Origin of the sequence: Duncaniella dubosii (assembly GCF_004803915.1) — a bacterium.
Lineage (GTDB): Bacteria > Bacteroidota > Bacteroidia > Bacteroidales > Muribaculaceae > Duncaniella > Duncaniella dubosii.
Window position 1 is genome coordinate 3,315,750 of record NZ_CP039396.1, and the last position, 19,416, is coordinate 3,335,165.

Consider the following 19,416-nt stretch of genomic DNA (forward strand, 5'->3'; position numbering starts at 1 on the left):
CCATTGTTATTCCTTTCCTCTGTTAGATATTTGCAATATTATTTCCTTAGCCTCTTCATCGCTATATTCCTCGCTTTTAATCAGGAAGTTCACAACATTCTGAATGGAATTGTCGAAATACCGCCTAATGACACTCTTCAGATTTTGTCCACAATAATCTTCCCGCTCTATTATTGGGAAATATATGAAGCCTGTGCTTTCAGCCTTGTGGTCGAGATAGCCTTTCTGTTCAAGAAATTTCACGAATGTGGCTACCGTAGTCCGGCTTGGACGCGGCTCATTGTGAAGGGCAACGACATCCCGAACCGAGAGTGCCCCGCTTTCCCAAAAGAAGTTCATCACTTCTTCTTCTCTTTCTGTTAATGGCCTCATATCTTCCATTTGTATTTAGTCTAATCAACTTAGACGATTTGATAATGCAAAAGTAGTCTAATTATTTTAGACGACAAAATAATCGGGCAGAAAAAATTGATTATAGATACGGATAGTGGAGAGAACCGAGTAGTTCTCTCCACTGTAACCTACGTTTTCGGCTCTTTACTTGTCGCCATAAAGCCCGATGCGGTTGCCGACAGGATCGGCGATGATGGCGAAGTAACCCCAACCGTCAACCTGAATCTTGGTCTTGGGAGTTACGATTGTCGCGCTGTTATCCAACGCAGTTTTCACGCTGGCATCCAAATCTTTTGTCTGGAGATATACCAACACGCCTCCGTTAGAGGGTGCGAAACCGGGAAACGAGGGAGCCGAGGAGATTGAGCATACACTCTTACCTTCTTTCATAAGACAGGCCATTTTCTCATCGCCGAACTGCGACACCTCCAGCTTTTCGCCAAAGAGAGCCTGATAGAACGCCACCGACTTGTCAAAGTCATTGGTGGGGATTTCAAAAAATGCAATCATACTTTTTATTATTTGATTAGTACGCTGCAAAGTTACAGCGATGTAATAGCCTGTGATAGTAAAAAGCGGACATCCGTGTTAGGTTAAAAGACCTAATGATGATTATCCTCAGCTTTATAACTATTCTGCAATTTGTTACTGAATGATTCCCTGAGAGCTATCCGCAATCCATTCAAGAAAGATTCTTGGATATATATTGAGGATGTCGGACAGTTGTCGGCGCATAATCGGCACTGGATACAATTTTTCTCGTCCATCGGCAAAGCCGTATCTTTTAGTGAGAATATATGCATCGGACAAACGTTGATACATTTTCCGCACTTTATACAAGTAGAGGTATTAAGGAATACCACCTTATCACCTATCACTATATTTGAACCATTGTGCCGTATCGGTATGCCATCTGAATATCCTGCAACAGGATTTTTATGGGCAAGAGCCAACGGATGCAATTTCCATCGAAGCTTTTCCGAGAACAGTCTTGCCTTGAACATATCCCGCTCATCCGGTCTGGCTTTATTGTAGCCGTCCATCAGAACCCACGGCCCGGTGCGGTCAAATCCTTGACAGGAAAACTCTCCGACTATAATTCCTCCTTTCGCCTCTATGATTTTTTGAGGTGCTTATGATATGCTCCCAAGAAAGGTCTGCAACGGGTGGAAAATACGAACACGTTTTTACCTTTAAGATATTGACCTGAAACAAATCTTTGAAGTCGTATATCGTGAGCGGCAAAGTTAATCGCGGAGCCAAAGCCTATAAGGTCATAATTCGACAGGTCGATTGACGGATTGCTGTCGATAGATACCAATTCGGCAGATAGGGCATCCTTCATGCTTTCCGCAATCTTCAACGTGTTTCCTCTATATGAGGAACGATAGAATATTATTGTCTTCATCTTGCGACTGATATTTTTGTTTCAGGTGTTCCGGGGCCACCGTTTACGCCCTTATACCCCACAAACATCAGAGAACTCGTGTCAAAGTAATAATCACAGCTCCAGAAAGCAGACATAAAGCCGGTAAGACTGACTTCTATCCTTACGGCGTTCTTTCCGTCTAATTTCTCATTTCCTTTCTTTGCTGCCGACATGGTATAGAGCTTCATGTTGTCGGGGCGAAAACATTCGTATTCCACAGACCTGCCATTTTTCAGAGTTAATCCCGCATTATAGGCTATGTTCTGATACCACGGCTTGCCTTTACTCTTTACCGTCTTTGAAATCCGTTTCCCATTGAACTTGCCGGATATGGAGTATATCCCATTATTCAGACTGATTGACAGATTGGTGTTTGAAGAAGTATTTACTATCTTCCAACTCTCGGTTTTATATCCGCTTCCTAAGATATACTCATGCTTCTCACCACCTTGAACCGTATGCAGGTATATCTTTCCGTCCTTGTGTTCTTCCGTCCATTTGATAGCGGTTTTCGTCCTGCCACAGATGGAAATGTAATTTCTTTCCTGCGCCATTGCAAATGCTGCAAGAAATAATGTAAGTACTATTGTAATAATATGTTTCATAGACAGTTATTGTCAAAGATAAAATCCACATATTTGGAAATCATAGCTTCCATTCTTTCCCATGCTTCCGGTTTGCTGAAATCTATGCCATTGATTTTGTGATATTGCCTCGTGAAAAGAACTATGTAGTTGATTGCGGATATGATTATGGCGATAGACATATTGTTATCGCCGCTCCGATCCAAAAACTTATTAAGTTCCTCCTGCAGTTTATAGCCGATACGTTCCCGTTCTTCAATTATTCCCTTGAATGATGAATGACCTGAGAGTTCCCATACCAGAAGTTCTTGCATGAGTACATTATCTTTTAGATAGTTAAGTTGACACATAAACACATCCTTAACAATCTGCTTTATGTTACCGTCTTTAGCTCGTTTAATGGTGTCAATAAACTCCGAATAGGCAAACGAATAATAGTCATGACGCTTTGCCCATTCCACGAGCAAACCATCCAATCCACCGAAATAGCGATAAATCAAAACCTTATCGCATCCGGCTTGATTAGCTATGCGATTAACTCCGATTTTGGTAAAACCATCGTTCTCTACGATATGGCTCACGGCTTCAAGAAGCCTTTTTTCTCTGTTTCTTTCAATTCCATCTTATATAACGTCACTAAGTGGTGACAAAATTATAAAAATAATCGGTGACAACCAAATACAAGGCTGTATAAACGCTATTTTTTAGAATGTAAAATAGTCAGAAACAGGAGAGTATCGAGCAATATACTCTTTCGGTGTGTAGCCGGAGAATAGCTTGAATTCTTTAATCATGTGGGATTGGTCGGTGTACCCACATTCGTATGACAGCTGCGCAAAACCTATTCCCTCATTATGCTGCATAACAGATAAGGTACGTTGCAACCTGACTATACGCATGAAATCTTTGGGTGTCGTTCCTATGTTTTCTGAGAAAATCCGGGAGAATTGCTTTTCGCTCAGGCACGCAATATTCGAAAGTGCCCTGATATTTGTTTGAGTGGAATTGTTGATATGACGTACCACTTCTGCCAGTCGTGGCAGATGATAAGGTGTCCCGTACATCAGGCACTTGTAGAAATAATTCTCTATCAGTTCAATGCAGATGTCGTGATTTTCACTGTCTTCAACTCTGTGTGCCAAATCACGCAAGGCTGGATTTTCAATGTCCGCAACCGCCACATTCCTGTCACGCAGTAAAGTGACCGGCATACAGAAGAATATTTTTGCCGCATGAGGCTGGAATACTGCCACTATCATTTCGATGTCACCGGTTGAAGTCACATCTGAATAACCGCTTTCCTGACCGCAAATAAAACTATGCGGTTGCAATTCATTCCGGTTCGTGACTTTGAGCCTTTCGCCTCGATGGAACACAAGTGATATACAGCCTGTCGGCAAAGTGCGTTGCGACACTATGCCGGAGGTACTATCCTGCAATATCCAATAATACCGTATAAACGGTTTCAGGGCAGGCGTTGGCTGTATGATTCTGAATGTCTGCATCCCGCAAAATTACAACATGATTATTTTCGATGATAGTAAAAAACGGACATTGGTGTTATATGCCTCACTCAACCGTAAATTCCTCTGAATGATAGCTGCTGTAAAAACGACCGGATACATTTGTTCCGAATCTCTCATAATTTATGTGTTATATGGTGATGTGAGCAAACTCGCGGTTTATCCAGATGGTAGCCTCATTTCCGATAAAGCGAATAAGCACATAGTTCGAATCTGCCGGGCCGGCGGGGAAATAATTGATAAAATACTCCTGCCACATCCGTTTGCGGGTTACATCATCCGTAATGATTTCGACTGTGCCGCGCAAAGCAACACTATCGCCATAAAATGAATAGGAAAGCCCGGCTTTGGGATTGAGCCTGAAATCGGCAACCTTTTCGGAGTCTGCTGCGGTCACTGCCCAAACTTCATTGCATCCTAACGAGTGAATTTTATCCAATGGCACAGGGCGAGGAAAACCCTCCGCATTGACCGATGCCAGCGTAACCTCTTTGCATTGGGAAAGAAGATGGATCGCTTTTTCAGTCAAACTTCTTTCATCTTTCTCTTTCCAGCGTTTGAGTGTTGGGAAGATTTGTTGCATTTGAGCCTTTGCCTGTTGGGGCGTCAGATTCCAACCCGTTTCCTTGTTAATCTGGTCGGTAAACTGAGTGCAGAACTCTATCATCTGGCTCATGTTGAAATCTTGGAGGAAAACACCTTCTTTGTAGCAGTAGCCACAATAGTCCTTACTTTTACTGCCGTCTGAATTTGTGCCGATGTTACCCTCTACAAGGGGCATACCGCAGCTTTGACAAAATCTTTGTTCCATATGTTCTATCATCGTTTTCAAATAATCAGTTCACTATCCCGTCATCTTTTTTTGAATTTCTCTTTTGCGTATTCGTAGGATTCAAGGATGTAAGGTTTTAATAATTCAAATGTCGCTTCAGATGGGGTTAAAGCGCAAATCCAGCCCATCCACGCATAAACCGGATGCGGCATAATGACATCCTTTGCGGTAAATTCATACGGCATATCTACAATGCAACTTTTACATGGACGTTTGGGCAGTTCTCCGAATAAAGTGCGGAAAGTCTGTTTTCTGACTCCTATATTTATTCGCCACACATCCTTGCGGTCAAGGTGGGAAGCTCGATCATTGTCGCCATCCTTTTCTTTTATCGTCAAGATATAAACCCCACGTTTCAACACCCCACCCGGATTGTAGAAAATCCCACGCTCGCCCCAACTGTTTACTTCGACCGTCCCTTCAAGGTTGTCAAGGCAATATTTCAAAATATCATCAGGTGCAATAGCCATCTTTAATCAAAACATTTAATTAACCTGTACATCGTTTCTATATCCTTCGATGCCATCTCGAATTTTGACTTTTCAATCAGAATGTTCTGGCCGGTCATAATGTAAGAGGGCATAATGCGTATTCCATTATAGAAAATCTCAGTATTACGTAACTTGTAAGTAGATATACTTGGAACGGCATTTTTCTTGGTCGCCTTCTTGCATATCATATTAAAGGCTTTCTTTGCCACATCCCCCATAAGCATGATAACCTTGGCGTTTGGAAACAAAGCAAGCTCTTTTTCCAGATAGGGCAGGCTATCCTCTATGCTCTCCTTTGAAACGGCATATTCGGTTTTAGGTGTCTTGACAGCATTGGTAATGTAAATTCCATTATTCAGAATGTCTTGTACTGAACCTATCTCTATTCCTGCTTTTCTGAACATCGGAATTGTCGTTGACATATACGCGGAATCCGGTTTCCCATAGAAATCATCTTCCGGACATGACGGGACAACCTCATTTATCATGATTGCCTGTATCGTTTCCGGCTCAATATTTACGTCATTAAGCCGTAGATTTTGGGTATCCCCACAGAGTTGTTGTAGTTCCGACTTTATATTCATGATTTACTCTTAATTCAAATGTTAACCATTAAATAATCCTGCTCTCGCTCTGTTATAGTCTCAAATCCAAATTTGCAGCATATAATTATCTTGTTGACCTACGGTTCAACGTTTTCAATCGGTTTAAAGATTTCTTCAAAAAACATTGCAGATTCCTCCGACAAACGCCGGGTTGCAGCTATACTTTGAGCCAACACAACTCCTTTTGAATTGATTCGTAATGGCTTCTCTTTACTCTTCGGATAACCGAATCTAAGAAGTGGCACAACCTCATCAGGAATAAGGCGCGGTTGGATAACACTGCCATTTTCTCCCCATACTGCCCATTCGGCACAGCAATTAAACGGTTCCTGATGCTTGCAATGGGGTTTGTCACCGGGAATAATCATCGTGAGATTCTCAGGCACACTCCGGAGACTTTTATAAGAAACGTCTTTTGCACAAAAGAATGCGTCAGATGTCTTGACTACAACGCCTTCAGGGATAAGGGATCGATAATGGGCTCCAAGTTCTCTTACGCAATAGTCGAAGGCTCTTTCCTATGAGTCACTTCCAGTCGTGCCATTATGTAGAGATGCCTGTCGAGCAATGAGACAGGAAATACGACATCACCCGCTTTTATAGATGCTATTGACGGCATCCTTGAGTGGATGCTGCCAAACACTATTTTATAGGTCCTGTGTCATTTGATTTTCTTAGTTCGTCCAACCAGTCCTGAGGCCAGTAAACAGTATAATATGCCATAATATGATGTTACTTGTTTCTATTCAAGAAAACGGCAGCCAGCTCGGGGCTGTTCAGCGTCATAGCCGACGAGTCTTCGAGGTTTTCAGCATCTTCATCGTCAGATATCGAGATGAACCATGTGATTTTTTCGGTGCGTTCTCCTGATATTTCGGAATCTTTGACCTGCTTCATCGCTGAAATCATCGCACTGAAGAAGAAAGCTTCACCCGGCAAAGTATTGTGGTTTTCCCACAGAGTTTTGCTGAGCTTCACCAGTTCGCTGTCATGCCCGTCGGAATACCCCCATTCATCAGGATGCCATTTGCATTCATCATCAGGCTCTTCGTCTTCACTTTCAAGGTACTCCAGGGTGTTCACTGCAAGAAATAGCGAGCAGCAATACCTGTCGGTGACCAGAGCGACTGTGTAAATGCGCTCATCGTCGATGCGTCCAAGAATTTCGCGCAGGTCAGCAGCAACCGCATCCCTGATCATTGCAGCCACATTCTGCCAGAACGGGGCTACGGGAGTGGCCGCTTCTTCTTTTTTCCGCTCGTCGGCTTCATAGTCCGGTGAGTTGATGTAGCCGATATACTTTTTGGCTTCTTCCGAACCGAGTTTTACAGCATCCTCAAAATACTGGTATCCCAACTCAATATCAGCCTCGGTGCCACGTCCGAAGGCATACGCCACGCCGAGTGCGGTGAGCACCTTGACGGTTATTGACTCCCATAGATTGTCGATGTCTTCCCCGGCTTCATGAAGATACTCGAATGCCACATCGTCGTCTTGAACTGTTCCCAGCCCCTCCTGATAGCATAAACCGAGGTAGGCGGCGGTCTGCGTCCGGGTGGTCTCGCTGCATTTCGGGTTTTGGTATGCCTTTTCAAACCATTCCACAGCCTTGGCGTAGTCCTGCTCCACATCACCGAAGCCTTCAAACAGATAATATCCTACCTCAAATTGTCCTGCGGGATGTCCGCATTTGGCAGCCATTTCATAGAGTTGATATGCAAGGTCGATATTCTCATCCACTTCTTCACCGGCTTCGTAGATATGCCCGGCATTGTATGCTCCCTGAGGGTCGCCCCTGCGGGCAGCCTCCACATATCGCAACAGCCCACCGTATGAGTCGCCCTTCTCGGTGCGGAGATAATAGCCGTAGTTGTTGCAGATTACGGGTGAAATATCCGCCAGCATCAAGTAATATTTCTCATAAACATCCCGCGCAATCTCGCAGAGGCCGGATTTGCGTATGTCGCAGTAATTGCCCATCCGGCACAAAGCCCGCCGTCGAAACTGCGCTCGTACCACGCCTTTGCTATCGGCCAGGCCCATGCGTTATAGTCGCTTTCGTCTTTGAATTGCTTGGCATAGTCTGGCTCGACACGCAGATAGTCGCCCCAATAATACACATTGCCGACCATGTAGCAACAGAAGGCGTCGCCCCGCTCTGCCTGACCGAGAATCTCCTCAAACGCTTCCTTAAACGAGGCGAACGGCATTGCACGTTCCACCGAAGGGGTAAGGTTTGCGCTTCGCGCAGCACAAAGAACGCCCGTGGCACTGCCCATCATCGCGCTCTTCTGCATCAGCTTCGATGCGTTTTCATCGTCAGCTTTGAAGCCTGCCTGCGGCCACACATACGACTCACCCATGAAGCAGCGGGCTATGAATGCCAGCGCATCTGCATCGCCCTGTTGCGCTGCCTGCATGAGCATCGCATAGCCCTGACGTATCTTCTCACGGTCGAAACTCGACCAAATCAGTTTGACAGCCGTTTTCACCGGCTTGCTATATTTACCTTTCATCTTTTTCTTCGTCTAAAAATCTGAACATCAGTCTTTCAAAGTGGTTGTTGACATCAAATTGCTCCCAGCCGGCAATAGGCTCAGGCAATCCATCCACATCAATCAGATCCCAAAGCCAGCTTCGCAATAGTCTGAAATCCGACATTTTTCCTCTATAGCCTATTGGAGTCTGTTCTGTCCATCTGACATATTCAACTTTGTATGCCTGCTCAGGACCTGTATCCTTGTCGCATCGACGTATCTCGACGTACCCGCCGTTATCTTTAGCAAAGCAATAAAGCATACTTCGCGATTTGCCCTCTATGATATTTTCCAATGCACCGATCACATCGGCACAACTGAAATATCGGAAATCCTCATTATCCACTGTCAGTTTGTCGGCATCTTTTTCTTCATCCTCAGAATAGATTTTCTGACAATGCCAATCGGTCATGTCGGGGAGCGATGCGGTGCGGAAAAAAGTGCACATAATATCAGCGGCCTCGTCACAATATACGTCAGACCGCCACATACGGAATAAATATCCTTTAACCCTTAAACACACAGCAATACTGCAATCTTTAAAGTAGTCAATAGAATAAGCCTCGGCATGTCTGACCAATACCACCGGCACACATTTTTCAAGGTATACCGCCACATTGTCCTCTATGTCGTCTATGGCATCACGGATTTTCTCCTCAGTCACATTGGATGTGCGCCTGGTTCCATTCTCTGTCCCCAGCACATATTGCGGCTTGCGGGCTTTAATTCCCGGGAATATACTGCGTGATTCGTTGCTCATTTTCAATTAGCTGTTTTTATGTTCATCAGTCAGTCTGATGCTTTCGATTGATATGTAGGGCATGATTTAATTCTTTGCAATTACCCACTTGTCATTCTTGGATTCTCTTTCTGCACAATGGCCCAGAGGTAAATCTTTCAGGTTGACGATAGTCGGGTCTAAATCCAATACATACTTTAATGAAACTATCCTTGCATCGCTTTCGTTATGTTCTTTACCACAAAGGAATTGCCATGCTCCGTCATCCGCATCGTGAGAAACAAATAATATTTTTTCTCTACCATCCAAAATATGACTGCATATGAAAACAGCCGTATTTGGAGCGTCTGAAAACGGGAAAATATCATTACCCTTATTGGAACTGTTTATATGCTTGCTTATAGCCATTGCAGTCCAACCTATTGCAAGATATACTGTTGCATAGACGATAAACCATAATTCATGTATATCAAAGAAAATCCACGTGCCGGCAAGAAACGCTAAGGCTGACACCAATGGAAGGTTCCACATTTTCTTTATGTCTTTCCCGCAGCGATAACCAAGAATCGCAGAATAAATTGGATTAACAATGAAGAAAAAGCATCATGCACAGTGCCATTCCGGAACATTCAGACGCAAGCCGGGCAACGGCAAAAGGCAATGCTAACATCACAAGGATTGTGATTGCCAGCCAAATAATTATAGCTCTTTTATTAACCATCAGTATAATACTTATTTTAGTATGTCGGAAAGGCTCGATTCTACAAACATTGTCGGAGTAAACTCCACAATCCGGTAGTCGGCAATTCCGTTGATGTTGAACGGATCTTGAGCGATGATGGAGTCTACCAACGCGCGATTGTCAGACTTTATCATTATCACACCGCCAACGCGGGGAGTCTGCGGACCGGATGCGATGAAATCGCCAGCCGCATAGTGCTCGGCAAGATAGTCACGATGTGCCTGAAGAAAACGGTCGACTTCTTCAAGCGGTTTCTTATATGTCAGAATTGCAATAAACATGGCTGTCCGGTTTTTCCAGCGTTTGAGTTGTGGAAAGAATTGACACATCATGTCTTTTGCCTGTTCCTGTGTCAAGGTCTGTCCTGACTCCTTGTTTACCTCGTCGGTAAACTGAGCGCAATGTTCAATCATCTGCTCCATAGTGAAGTCTTGTGTGAATCTGCCATCCTTATAGCAGTAGATACAGTAATCCTCGTTGCGACTGCCATCAGCATTAGTACCTTTGTTGTCTGTAGTCAGCGGCATTCCGCAGCTTTGACAAAATTTATGTTCCATATTCTTATCTTATTTTTGTTTAATCAAACCTTCCAAGACAATCTTAGAAACCTCAGCAATGATGGCTGAGGTCGTTGCTATGTCGTAATTGGAATCAGCAACAAACACGGCAACAGAATATCTTGTACCATTAGGCAAGTTCACATATCCACAATCATTTACTGCGGATATGCGACCTTCGGGTGTCGGAATCCTGTACCTGTCTTATGTCCTATCAGGCATTAGTAGGCAAAAGGGGTAAAGCAAGCCTGTCAAGCCCCGTGCGACACTGTTCAAGCATGACGGATATTTCAGAATATGACTGTGATGCGTTTCTCAATTCGTGGTAAAACCTATCAAATAGCTGCGCCATTGCCAAAGGTGTGGTACGGTTAAGATAGCTTAGGTATGGATCACGGTGCATATCTTCTTCCGAGGCTCCGATTACAATCTCATCAGAGATACCCATTTGCCTCATTATTGATGTTACTCCCGATGTTCCACCGACGCGATGCAGGAGTATGTCTGCCGCATTGTTGTCACTCTCAACCAAAGACCATTCAAGCAGTTCTCTTACAGTCATGGCATTTAGGCTCTTACCATACTTTTTGAGCATCGGGCTATAGGTATCCTCTTTCATAGCCATCTCGCTGAATGTTACGGTATCGTTCAGGGACATACCGTTAGTATTTATCCAGTGCGCTACCGTCAGAGCCAGCGGAAATTTGACTACGCTCATCATAGGGAAATCCCGATTGCCGTTGACAGATACGGTGTCTTTGCCATTGATAATGACCGCGACACCTATCCGGGCATCTTTCCCTTTGATATACTCGTGCAAAGCATTCTCTATCGCCTTGTTTCCACCAGCGAAAGCAGGCGATATAAAAGACAAATATATAATTATAAACAGTAACTTTCTCATTTTGAATACAGTTTTGTCCCTCATATAAAATGACAGTCTAATGAACCTAAATCCCCGTCTTGAATAGCTTTGATTGAATTACGAATTATATCTGCGTCCCAGTTCCACCATTGGAGTTCTTGCAATCGGGCTATAATATCTGTAGAGAATCGTTTTCGTATTTCCTTTGCAGGAACACCGCCAACAATCGAGTATGGCTCGACATCCTTTGTGACAACAGCTCGTGTGCCAATTATAGCACCATCACCGATGGTCACTCCAGCCATTATTATAGCGTCATATCCAATCCACACATCATTGCCAATTACAATATCGCCCTTGTTATCCCAAGCAGAAACAACATCAGATTTCGGTAAGTCCCATTCCTCAAAGAAAAGTGGGAACGTGTATGTAGAAAGCGATTTCAGGGTATGGTTGGCGCAATTGAATATAAACTTTGCTCCGCAGGCTATTGAGCAAAACTTTCCGATAATCAAACGATCATGATTTATAGGATAATGATACAGCACGTTATTCTTCTCAAAGTCACGAGGGTCATTCACAAAATCATTGTAAATGGTAAAATCTCCGACTTCAATATTCTGGTGCGTTATGACTGATTTAAGATAGACAGTCTGATTATCACCAGAACGAGGATATATCTCTGTTTGGTTCATATCTAAAACTATTTGAGCCGTTCTATTTCATTTATATTCAATATGTGCAAATAATGATAAATATTGCCATCTTCCTGCGCATCACCATTAATGCCAATAATGCTCTTGACTTCCATATAATAATCAGTTCTATTCTTGGCGATTGCCTTCTATCACCTGATTTATCAACTCCCGGACTTCATCGTCTGACATTTTTCTATCTCTTGCAAGAGTGCTTATCACTCCACGAATGGAATTGTTGAAATATCGCTGAACGACATTTTTCAGATTGTTACCACAATACTCCTCTCTTTCTATAAGGGGATAGTAGATGAATCCGTTGTTTCCTGCCGGCTTGTGGTCTAAAAAAGCCCTTATCAACAAGAAACTTCACGAATGTAGATATGGCGGTTCTGCTTGGACGAGGTTCGGGATAAGTGGCAATAATCTCCTTAACGGTAGCTTCGCCCTTCTCCCAAAACTTATTCATCACTTCTTCTTCACGCTTGGTAAGTTGTTCCATCATAAAATGAAATTTGGTATATGCAAAATTAGTCTAAATAAATTAGTCAGTCAAGCAAATACGGCTATTTTTATGATTTATAAGCAAACGTTATTATTACGACAATGAAATTTATAGATTAATAAATGAAAATGAAGCAAGAGAATGTAGATAATTATTCCGCTTACTTCATTTTTTTATATACATTTTTATCCCTTTCGGATGGTTTTCATCCTTGAATTGAAACCCCGGCCGCCGATGGTGACATGATCGGCAATGAAGTTGTTTGACGAACTTTGTTCATTTATCAGGCTACTTTCTTCAATTCTGTTGTTCCCACCTAGCATACATCTTCCTTGAAAGTTCCACAATTTCTTTGCTCAACTTCACAAGGTCGATGGTATGTTTCTCCAACTTGTAGAGCAACGCCATCGCCTTCTTCTCCGAAAAGTGGATGCGCAACTCTTTAACGACCTGATTGTAGTTCGTACCGATGGCACGGAACTGGGCGTGGAAGTCCGACAGTTTGGTGTAGTAGTCCACCAGCGTCTTGTCCACTTTCAGCACCTTGAACTTCTGCCCGAAGAAATGCGCCTTGAGAAAGACGGCTTTCGCATACACGTTCGATTCCTCGTACATCGTCAGGAACCTGTTCCATTCCACATCGTCGAAGCGCACCATCACGCAGTGTGTCTTTGGGTTCAATTTGGGATTTCTCCCGTACTTGCTCTTCTTTTTCATTCTTCTTATTCTTTTAATTTTATGGCTTGTCCATTGTTTAATCTTTGATTAAGGAACCCCGAAATTATCTGACTGCGGAGGATAATTCTGTCCACGGCAGTGCTGGGATTTTCAGTTACTCGGAAGCATTCGGGTAACTGAAAATATACCTTATCTAATTTTATTGTTCGTAACTGTACTGAAATACAAGATATTATAAAATTGATGGTGTACTCGTGGTGTACTAATTAGTTGGAGAAATCGAAAATCAGATGCTCAATTTTAGGATTTTTAAGGGGCGTTAGTTATATTTAATTCGATTCTTTTTCTCTTAGACGCAGTAGATTTGAGGCTCTGAACAGCGGTTCATTGAGAAAAAATCGCTAATTTTGCAGTCGGATTGACACAGGTCATTCCACTACATTTTGGAAACGAAGCATTATGTTTATCTTATGGTAGGAAACCTGAGAAACTTTCAACCGAGCAGAGAAAGCATAGTGGTTCTCACGCATATAGCGTGGGCTGCTATTGTTATATCTGCTCACAGGCTTTCTCAGGGCCTCCTATCAAGACGTGACATAGTTGCTCACGCTTCTTGTAAGGTAAATCATTAACCGAATTATTATGCGTAAAGTAATACTAACTTCGTTGTTTCTTATTCCTCTTTTGGGATATGCTCAAACAGAAATTCCGGATAGCATAGAGGGAAAAGAACTTAATGAGGTGGTTGTGGAAGCCTCCAATCAGCGGACTTCGTCGAACATATCCACCTATATTCCAATGGCTCGTCAAAAGAACGCTGCTGCCGATGCAATCTCCCTTTTGAGCCAGATGGCGATTCCCCAAATTGAGGTCGATCCTATCGGTCAGGCAGTGAAGACTGCTTCTGGGCAGGGTGTCTCAATATTTATTGACTTTCTCCCTGCAACCGCCCAAGACCTGCAAGGAATGAGGACTCAAGATGTGAAAAAGGTTGAGTATTATCTGCACCCGACTGACCCACGATTTCAAGGCGCACACTACGCCATTAACTTCATTATGCAGAAGTATGAATGGGGTGGATATACCAAAGTCACAGCCAATAAATGGTTCGGTGTAAACCGAACTGAAGGAGAAGTTTACTCCAAAATGGCATACAAGTCGATGATTTTTGATTTGTATGCCGATGAAATATATCTCACAAACCGTCATGGTGGCACTGCCTCGACTGAAACATTCAGGTTTGAGGATTTATATGGCAATGGTCCGCAGACTATTCAACGGACTTCCGAAACCAACTCTTCTCTATACCGCAACAACAGCAACGATATTGCCTTGCGAGCCTTATATAACAGCGACAAGGCAAGAATCTCAAACCGCATTTCTTATAGCCTAACAAATGTACCTCACAATGATGCGGTCAATTCACTGCTCTATTCCTCCGAATTGTTCCCTAATGCAAGCGCCACATCTCTGAAATCAAGCCACAATTGGGCCCTCTCATATAATGGTAATTATTCCTACAGATTTTCTCCTAAGTTATCATTTGAAGCTGTGGCAATCTACACTTACGGCAAAAATAAATCCTACTCTTTTTATTCTTCCGGTAAAGATTTATCCATTACAAACAACGCCTCTGAAGATGCACATCACCTTCAGATAAATCCTCGTTTATATTGGAGACTTAATAAGAGAAATACTTTTATTTTCTACCTGGCTTCCATACAAAATTGGAATACCATTGATTATTCCGGCGACTCCCCATCTCGTCAGAAATATAATGTCGGAGGATATTCTGCCGGCGCACATTATAATTTAAGTCTTGAAAAATGGGATATTGGAGGAGAATTTGGCTGGGTATGGGAACGCAACCATATTAGCAACAGCCGCATGAACGATAATTTTCCACGTGCGATTGCGTATGCCACTTACTCTCCCAATGACAAGCATCAGTTTGAGGTTAACTGGAATTATAGCAAGGATGTTCCCGACGCATCGCAGAAAAGTCCTAATATGCTTCAACAAGACGAACTTATGTGGTATCAGGGCACACCTACACTTTCAGATTATTCTTACCATAATGCAGGTTTGACCTATACTTGGCTCCCGAACAACAGATGGCAACTTTCGGCTGACGGATACATCTATATGCTCGGCAATCGTTGTGTAACTATATATTCACCTACCGCTCCCGAAGGAACTATGTTGCGTAAATATGTCAACGACGGGAATTATCGTAGCGGTATGTTAGGAGTTTCCGCAACCGCCAATTCTTCGGAGGTAAACTTGTAGCCAAACTGCGCCCGCAATACTGGCTGCGAAAGACTACCGGAGCATACGCAAGCACAAGAAATGAACTTACATGCACCGCACAACTCACATATTATTTTGATAAATTCTATCTTTGGGGCTGGTATATGACACCAAGTCATTATCAGGAAGAACAAAGCGGTATAGTCGAGCGTACCCCAGCAAAATATCAGATTCAGTTTGGCTGGAGCGACAAGGGTTGGAACATCAGAGCCGGGGTTTACAACTTTCTGCGTACATCGTGGGAATCATCGCATCAGACCCTTACAAGCGAATATTACACTTTTGACCGCAAAGAGTTCTCAACCGCCCAGCATTGGCGCATCACGTTAGCTGTATCATACACTTTCGGCTACGGCAAGAAAGTTGACCACCACGATGAAGTGAGTGGTTCAGGGACTGTCGGGTCTGCAATCTTGAAATAACAATATCTCTCAAATCATATTAAAAAATGGAGCCACAAGTTTTTTGCCTGTGGCTCCTTTTTTGAATTATTTCCTGACTTCGTCATTGCGTCACCCTAAACGCCAAAGTGGTCAAAAAGTGGCTTCAGCGACTTGTGCTCGGAAGTCAGAAGCATTGTACGGGTGAGCATTGAGCCGTTCAATGGCAATCTCAGTCGGATAGTCGTAATGGTTTTCGCTATTTTCAGCACCTTGTCGACACTCATGTCCATACCGAGGTTGTAGATGATTCGTTCCAGTTCCTTATAGACCTTATAAGTTATGAAACACAGGCAGACATGCGCTTCAATCCTACGCTCGGTGAAATGGAATATCGGTCTGGTCTCGATTGTGCCTTTGGATATGCGAAAAGCACGCTCGACAACCCAAAGTCCCTTGTATTGGGAAACCACATCCTTGGGTTGAAGATTTGTGTTGGTAACATATCCTTTCAGACCATCCCATTGTTCATCCTCCTTGATTTTCTCCTCGTTTATACTGACGGCCACATCGTTTTCAATCTTAAGGAATTTGCTGTAACCGCGCCTGTTTATCTTGTCTTTGGTTATCTTGCCTGAAGCATATGCCTTCTTCAACCTCTCCACACCCTTGCTGCGGTTGTAGGCATCCTTAGAGGCCCGTCTGGAACTGTATGTCACAATGAGCCTGTCTCCATTGTCAAGTGCCCTCTCATAAAACAGGCCCTCATCGTGTGGTAAGGACAGAATCCACTTCCTGACATCGCCGGCATATTTCTTGATGCGGGCACCGACAATGAAACTGTAATTTCCGGAGCGTAGCAGCTCTATATTGCGCTTGATCATGAATCCGGAGTCCGCGACAACAATGAAGTCATCAAGGCCGAATCTTCGCTTGAAGTCATCGATGATGGGTATCATCGTGCAGCTCTCATATTGCGCGCCGTTGAAGATGTTGTAAGCCAGGGGATATCCGTTCTCGCACACAAGGAGTCCCAGAATAATCTGCGTTTCTGCTGTCTTGCCGTCTTTCGAGAACCCCGGGTACGCAGCACATCCTCATGGAAACTCTCAAAGTAAAGTGAAGTCACGTCGTAAAACAGCATCTCGACACGGCCTCCGAGCACCATGAACGTATGCTCCACGCTGACGCGCTGCACGATATCCTTCTGTGTGTTGTATAGTTTGTCCAGATAACGGTATATCCTGTTCAGGCTCACATCCTCATCGAAATGGCTTTTGAGATATTCCACCGTTGCCATCTTGCTCATTGGCTGGCAAAGACGCGCGACCACAATATGCCGCAGTATCTCGTCGCCTACCTGATTGAAACCGACGGAGTCATAAACCTTGTCGAGAATAAGCCTGGCTCCGTTAAGCAATATGGAGTCGACGTTTGAAAGCATCTCCTCGGCTGCCTCTCTTTCGCGGTCTTCACCCTCAGAACCCTCAAAATCCAGCTCCCGTATGCCGAGATGGGATTTAATCCATTCACGGCCTTCAAGACATAACCGCTCTATCTCTGTCTCATCGCATGAAACGCCGACAGTGTGCAACTCTTTGAACTTGCCACCGTGCTTGTCGACCACTACCACGCTTGTCGTGCCCGACCTGTTCTTCTTTCTGCGGACAAACATGCCGCAAATATAGTGATTTTCTTCGGTTGCGTCACCCTAAATCACCCTTCGCTTACACTAATCCCCTGATATTCAGCATGCGCATTTTTCAGCAATCAAAAAGTGACGAAGTCAGGAGCCACAAGTTTTTTGCCTGTGGCTCCTTTTTTGAATTATTTAATTCCGAAGCCTCGCTTTACCGTCTGTGTCAGCCGTTGCCATTGGTCTTTGAGCCATTGGAATATCCGGATGCCATTGACATGGAGATGGAATTTGTTGTCCGTGGGGTCTCGCTTGATTTGTACCTTTGCCCCGAAGCGTCCACCTCTCTCCGCTGGAACGGATAATAGAGTGTCGTGCCTGACTTTAAGACATATTCATTCATTGAGAGAAGCCCCTTTATGGAGTTGTCATTCAATCCCACGTCCTGACATTCCTCTATCGCCGGAAGCATAGCAACAGCATCGGGAAAGAACTTGACGAAGTTACCAATCTTCCATTCATAGCTGCGGACGGTGTCTGCCTCATGTTCTTTCTGCCGTCTCAGGCTATCCGATAGATTGGATATTTCACGGTGTAAATCCCGCTCCCGCGCCTCTGCACGGTCTTTCATCTCGCGGATTTCATCATCCTTTCTGACAATCTCGGCTTCAAGCCTCTTGGTCTTGCTCCCGGTGAATATATTGGCGATGTTGCTGCCGAGTTCCTTGCGTTGCGCATCCCGCTCGGCTTTCGCCTCATCGCGCTCACGGATGGCGTTCCGGGCTTCTTTTCTCGCCTCGTCAGTCTGAGCCTCGTATGCCTTTTTCTCGGCGGTCAGCCTGTCGGTATCCTCTGCAAGCCCTTTCCGTTGCTCCGCAAGTCTGACGGATTCCTCCGACAGTCCTGCGTTGGTATCGGCAAGCGATTTGTTTTCGGCGGCGAGAGAAGAATTAGCCTCGGTCAACCTGGAATTTTCGGAATAGAGTTCATTGTTCTGCTGCCGTATCTCCTCGTTGACCTGCGTGAGCATTTTCTTCCGGGTGTCGAGGGCGGTTGTCCGGCACTCAAGGCTCTCCACTTTGCTCTCAAGAGATTTTTTCTCTTTATCGAGTTTCCTTTTCTCAATGGAGAGATTGCCGATGTCTTCTTCAAGACCTTTCTTCTTCACCATGCAGTCGCGGTAATATTCGTGCTGCCCGATGTGCCGCGCCTCGGAACCACGGATACCACGCTCCAGACCGTATTTCGCCATAGCCTCGGCATAGATGTCCTGATAGCGGCTCATCTTTCCGCGCTCCATTATGTCGTCGGCGCACAGCCTCGGACGGTTGGCGGCTTTTGTGCGGTAACGCTTCTTTGCTGTCGCCTCCCTCGCTTTCTTCTTTCTCTCGGCGGTCACTATCGGAACGACGGCGATGTGAAGATGCGGAGTGCGCTCGTCCATGTGCAGTGCGGCTCCGACAACATTGTCGCCGCCGAATGTGTCGCGCGCCCACTTTATGTTGTCGGCAATCCACTCGTCGAGCTTGCCGCTGTCGATGATTTTCTGCATACCTTCGTTGTCGGAGGTCATAACCAAGTTGAGGCACCGAACCTGCCTGTCGGAGATTTTGCGGGTAATCCCTGCATTGGATATACGGTGTTCGACAGCCGCCGCAAGCCCGGTTATCCCGTCGGGATATTCGACCAGATTGCAGCGGTTGAGATGCGTCCTCGCCAGGTCCGCGTTTTCGGGATGGGCGGTGCGCTCGATATGCTTGGCTATCGAGTTCAGTGACGAGTTCGCCTTGATGATGTGTAACACTGCGTAGCTCATAGGCGGACGAGTTTAAGTTGCGGAGCAATCGGAGTGTACGGCTTTCTGTTAAGCCGTTCCGGGGTTTCCAAAGGGGTTGACCTCTTTGGCATATTGGGG

19 protein-coding genes and 4 pseudogenes are annotated in these 19,416 nt (G+C 44.5%); 2 read left to right on the forward strand and 21 right to left on the reverse strand.

What is annotated here, in order from left to right; translation table 11 throughout:
- Positions 1–6: 6 nt before the first annotated feature.
- The 19 genes and pseudogenes from E7747_RS14670 to mobA form a co-directional block, all read right to left on the reverse strand.
- Complete coding sequence (locus E7747_RS14670; protein WP_123614953.1) at positions 7–372, reverse strand: BlaI/MecI/CopY family transcriptional regulator; 366 nt, start codon at positions 370–372, stop codon at positions 7–9.
- A gap of 165 nt (positions 373–537) precedes the next feature.
- Positions 538–903 carry a VOC family protein gene (locus E7747_RS14675; protein ID WP_057250598.1) on the reverse strand — a complete coding sequence of 122 codons (366 nt, stop codon included), beginning with the start codon at positions 901–903 and terminating at the stop codon, positions 538–540.
- A gap of 92 nt (positions 904–995) precedes the next feature.
- Positions 996–1,801 (reverse strand): annotated as a pseudogene (locus tag E7747_RS14680) (4Fe-4S binding protein).
- Positions 1,798–2,427, reverse strand: coding sequence for a hypothetical protein (locus tag E7747_RS14685; protein ID WP_136416745.1), 630 nt, complete (start codon positions 2,425–2,427; stop codon positions 1,798–1,800). Before E7747_RS14685 ends, E7747_RS14680 begins: the two are co-directional and overlap by 4 nt.
- Positions 2,424–3,028, reverse strand: a pseudogene (locus E7747_RS14690) (TetR/AcrR family transcriptional regulator). The gene E7747_RS14685 and the pseudogene E7747_RS14690 overlap by 4 nt, the downstream one beginning before the upstream one ends.
- Positions 3,029–3,110: 82 nt before the next feature.
- Positions 3,111–3,911, reverse strand: coding sequence for an AraC family transcriptional regulator (locus E7747_RS14695; protein WP_136416749.1), 801 nt, complete (start codon positions 3,909–3,911; stop codon positions 3,111–3,113).
- A 148-nt stretch (positions 3,912–4,059) separates the two neighbouring features.
- Positions 4,060–4,740 carry a zinc ribbon domain-containing protein gene (locus E7747_RS14700; protein WP_136416750.1) on the reverse strand — a complete coding sequence of 227 codons (681 nt, stop codon included), beginning with the start codon at positions 4,738–4,740 and terminating at the stop codon, positions 4,060–4,062.
- Positions 4,741–4,781: 41 nt separating this feature from the next.
- A complete protein-coding gene (locus tag E7747_RS14705; protein WP_228449194.1) occupies positions 4,782–5,231 on the reverse strand; it encodes a DUF6194 family protein in 450 nt (149 codons plus the stop codon).
- A 2-nt stretch (positions 5,232–5,233) separates the two neighbouring features.
- Positions 5,234–5,836: a uracil-DNA glycosylase family protein gene (locus E7747_RS14710; RefSeq protein ID WP_136416752.1), complete on the reverse strand. Its 603-nt coding sequence runs from the start codon at positions 5,834–5,836 to the stop codon at positions 5,234–5,236.
- A 98-nt stretch (positions 5,837–5,934) separates the two neighbouring features.
- Positions 5,935–6,243: a hypothetical protein gene (locus E7747_RS14715; protein WP_136416754.1), complete on the reverse strand. Its 309-nt coding sequence runs from the start codon at positions 6,241–6,243 to the stop codon at positions 5,935–5,937.
- A gap of 346 nt (positions 6,244–6,589) precedes the next feature.
- Positions 6,590–7,762: a DUF4303 domain-containing protein gene (locus E7747_RS14720; protein ID WP_168185365.1), complete on the reverse strand. Its 1,173-nt coding sequence runs from the start codon at positions 7,760–7,762 to the stop codon at positions 6,590–6,592.
- Positions 7,762–8,373, reverse strand: coding sequence for a sel1 repeat family protein (locus tag E7747_RS16690; protein WP_168185366.1), 612 nt, complete (start codon positions 8,371–8,373; stop codon positions 7,762–7,764). The genes E7747_RS14720 and E7747_RS16690 overlap by 1 nt, the downstream gene beginning before the upstream one ends.
- Complete coding sequence (locus E7747_RS14725) at positions 8,363–9,154, reverse strand: hypothetical protein (RefSeq protein ID WP_136011455.1); 792 nt, start codon at positions 9,152–9,154, stop codon at positions 8,363–8,365. Before E7747_RS14725 ends, E7747_RS16690 begins: the two co-directional genes overlap by 11 nt.
- A 66-nt stretch (positions 9,155–9,220) precedes the next feature.
- Positions 9,221–9,664, reverse strand: coding sequence for a DUF2185 domain-containing protein (locus E7747_RS14730; RefSeq protein ID WP_228449195.1), 444 nt, complete (start codon positions 9,662–9,664; stop codon positions 9,221–9,223).
- 201 nt (positions 9,665–9,865) lie between these two features.
- A complete protein-coding gene (locus E7747_RS17545; protein WP_228449196.1) occupies positions 9,866–10,432 on the reverse strand; it encodes a zinc ribbon domain-containing protein in 567 nt (188 codons plus the stop codon).
- A 214-nt stretch (positions 10,433–10,646) separates the two neighbouring features.
- Positions 10,647–11,336: a serine hydrolase gene (locus tag E7747_RS14745; protein ID WP_228449197.1), complete on the reverse strand. Its 690-nt coding sequence runs from the start codon at positions 11,334–11,336 to the stop codon at positions 10,647–10,649.
- A gap of 20 nt (positions 11,337–11,356) precedes the next feature.
- On the reverse strand, positions 11,357–11,992 hold the full coding sequence (locus tag E7747_RS14750; RefSeq protein WP_065539640.1) for a CatB-related O-acetyltransferase: 636 nt from the start codon (positions 11,990–11,992) through the stop codon (positions 11,357–11,359).
- Positions 11,993–12,121: 129 nt separating this feature from the next.
- Positions 12,122–12,494 (reverse strand): annotated as a pseudogene (locus E7747_RS14755) (BlaI/MecI/CopY family transcriptional regulator).
- A 300-nt stretch (positions 12,495–12,794) separates the two neighbouring features.
- Positions 12,795–13,214, reverse strand: a complete 420-nt coding sequence (mobA, locus tag E7747_RS14760; protein ID WP_136011552.1) for a conjugal transfer protein MobA — start codon at positions 13,212–13,214, stop codon at positions 12,795–12,797.
- Between the two features lie 603 nt (positions 13,215–13,817).
- Between mobA and E7747_RS14770 the strand changes: the two genes are divergently transcribed.
- Together E7747_RS14770 and E7747_RS14775 are read left to right on the forward strand one after the other, a co-directional pair.
- Positions 13,818–15,464, forward strand: coding sequence for a TonB-dependent receptor (locus E7747_RS14770; protein WP_136416758.1), 1,647 nt, complete (start codon positions 13,818–13,820; stop codon positions 15,462–15,464).
- Positions 15,465–15,589: 125 nt separating this feature from the next.
- The gene (locus E7747_RS14775; protein WP_136416760.1) at positions 15,590–15,907 is read left to right on the forward strand and encodes a hypothetical protein; all 318 of its coding nucleotides are present in this window, start codon (positions 15,590–15,592) and stop codon (positions 15,905–15,907) included.
- A gap of 95 nt (positions 15,908–16,002) precedes the next feature.
- Here the strand turns inward: E7747_RS14775 and E7747_RS17580 are convergent.
- Positions 16,003–17,540 (reverse strand): annotated as a pseudogene (locus tag E7747_RS17580) (IS1634 family transposase).
- Positions 17,541–17,727: 187 nt separating this feature from the next.
- Positions 17,728–19,317 carry a MobV family relaxase gene (gene mobV, locus E7747_RS14785; protein ID WP_136416762.1) on the reverse strand — a complete coding sequence of 530 codons (1,590 nt, stop codon included), beginning with the start codon at positions 19,315–19,317 and terminating at the stop codon, positions 17,728–17,730.
- Between the last annotated feature and the right edge of the window lie 99 nt (positions 19,318–19,416).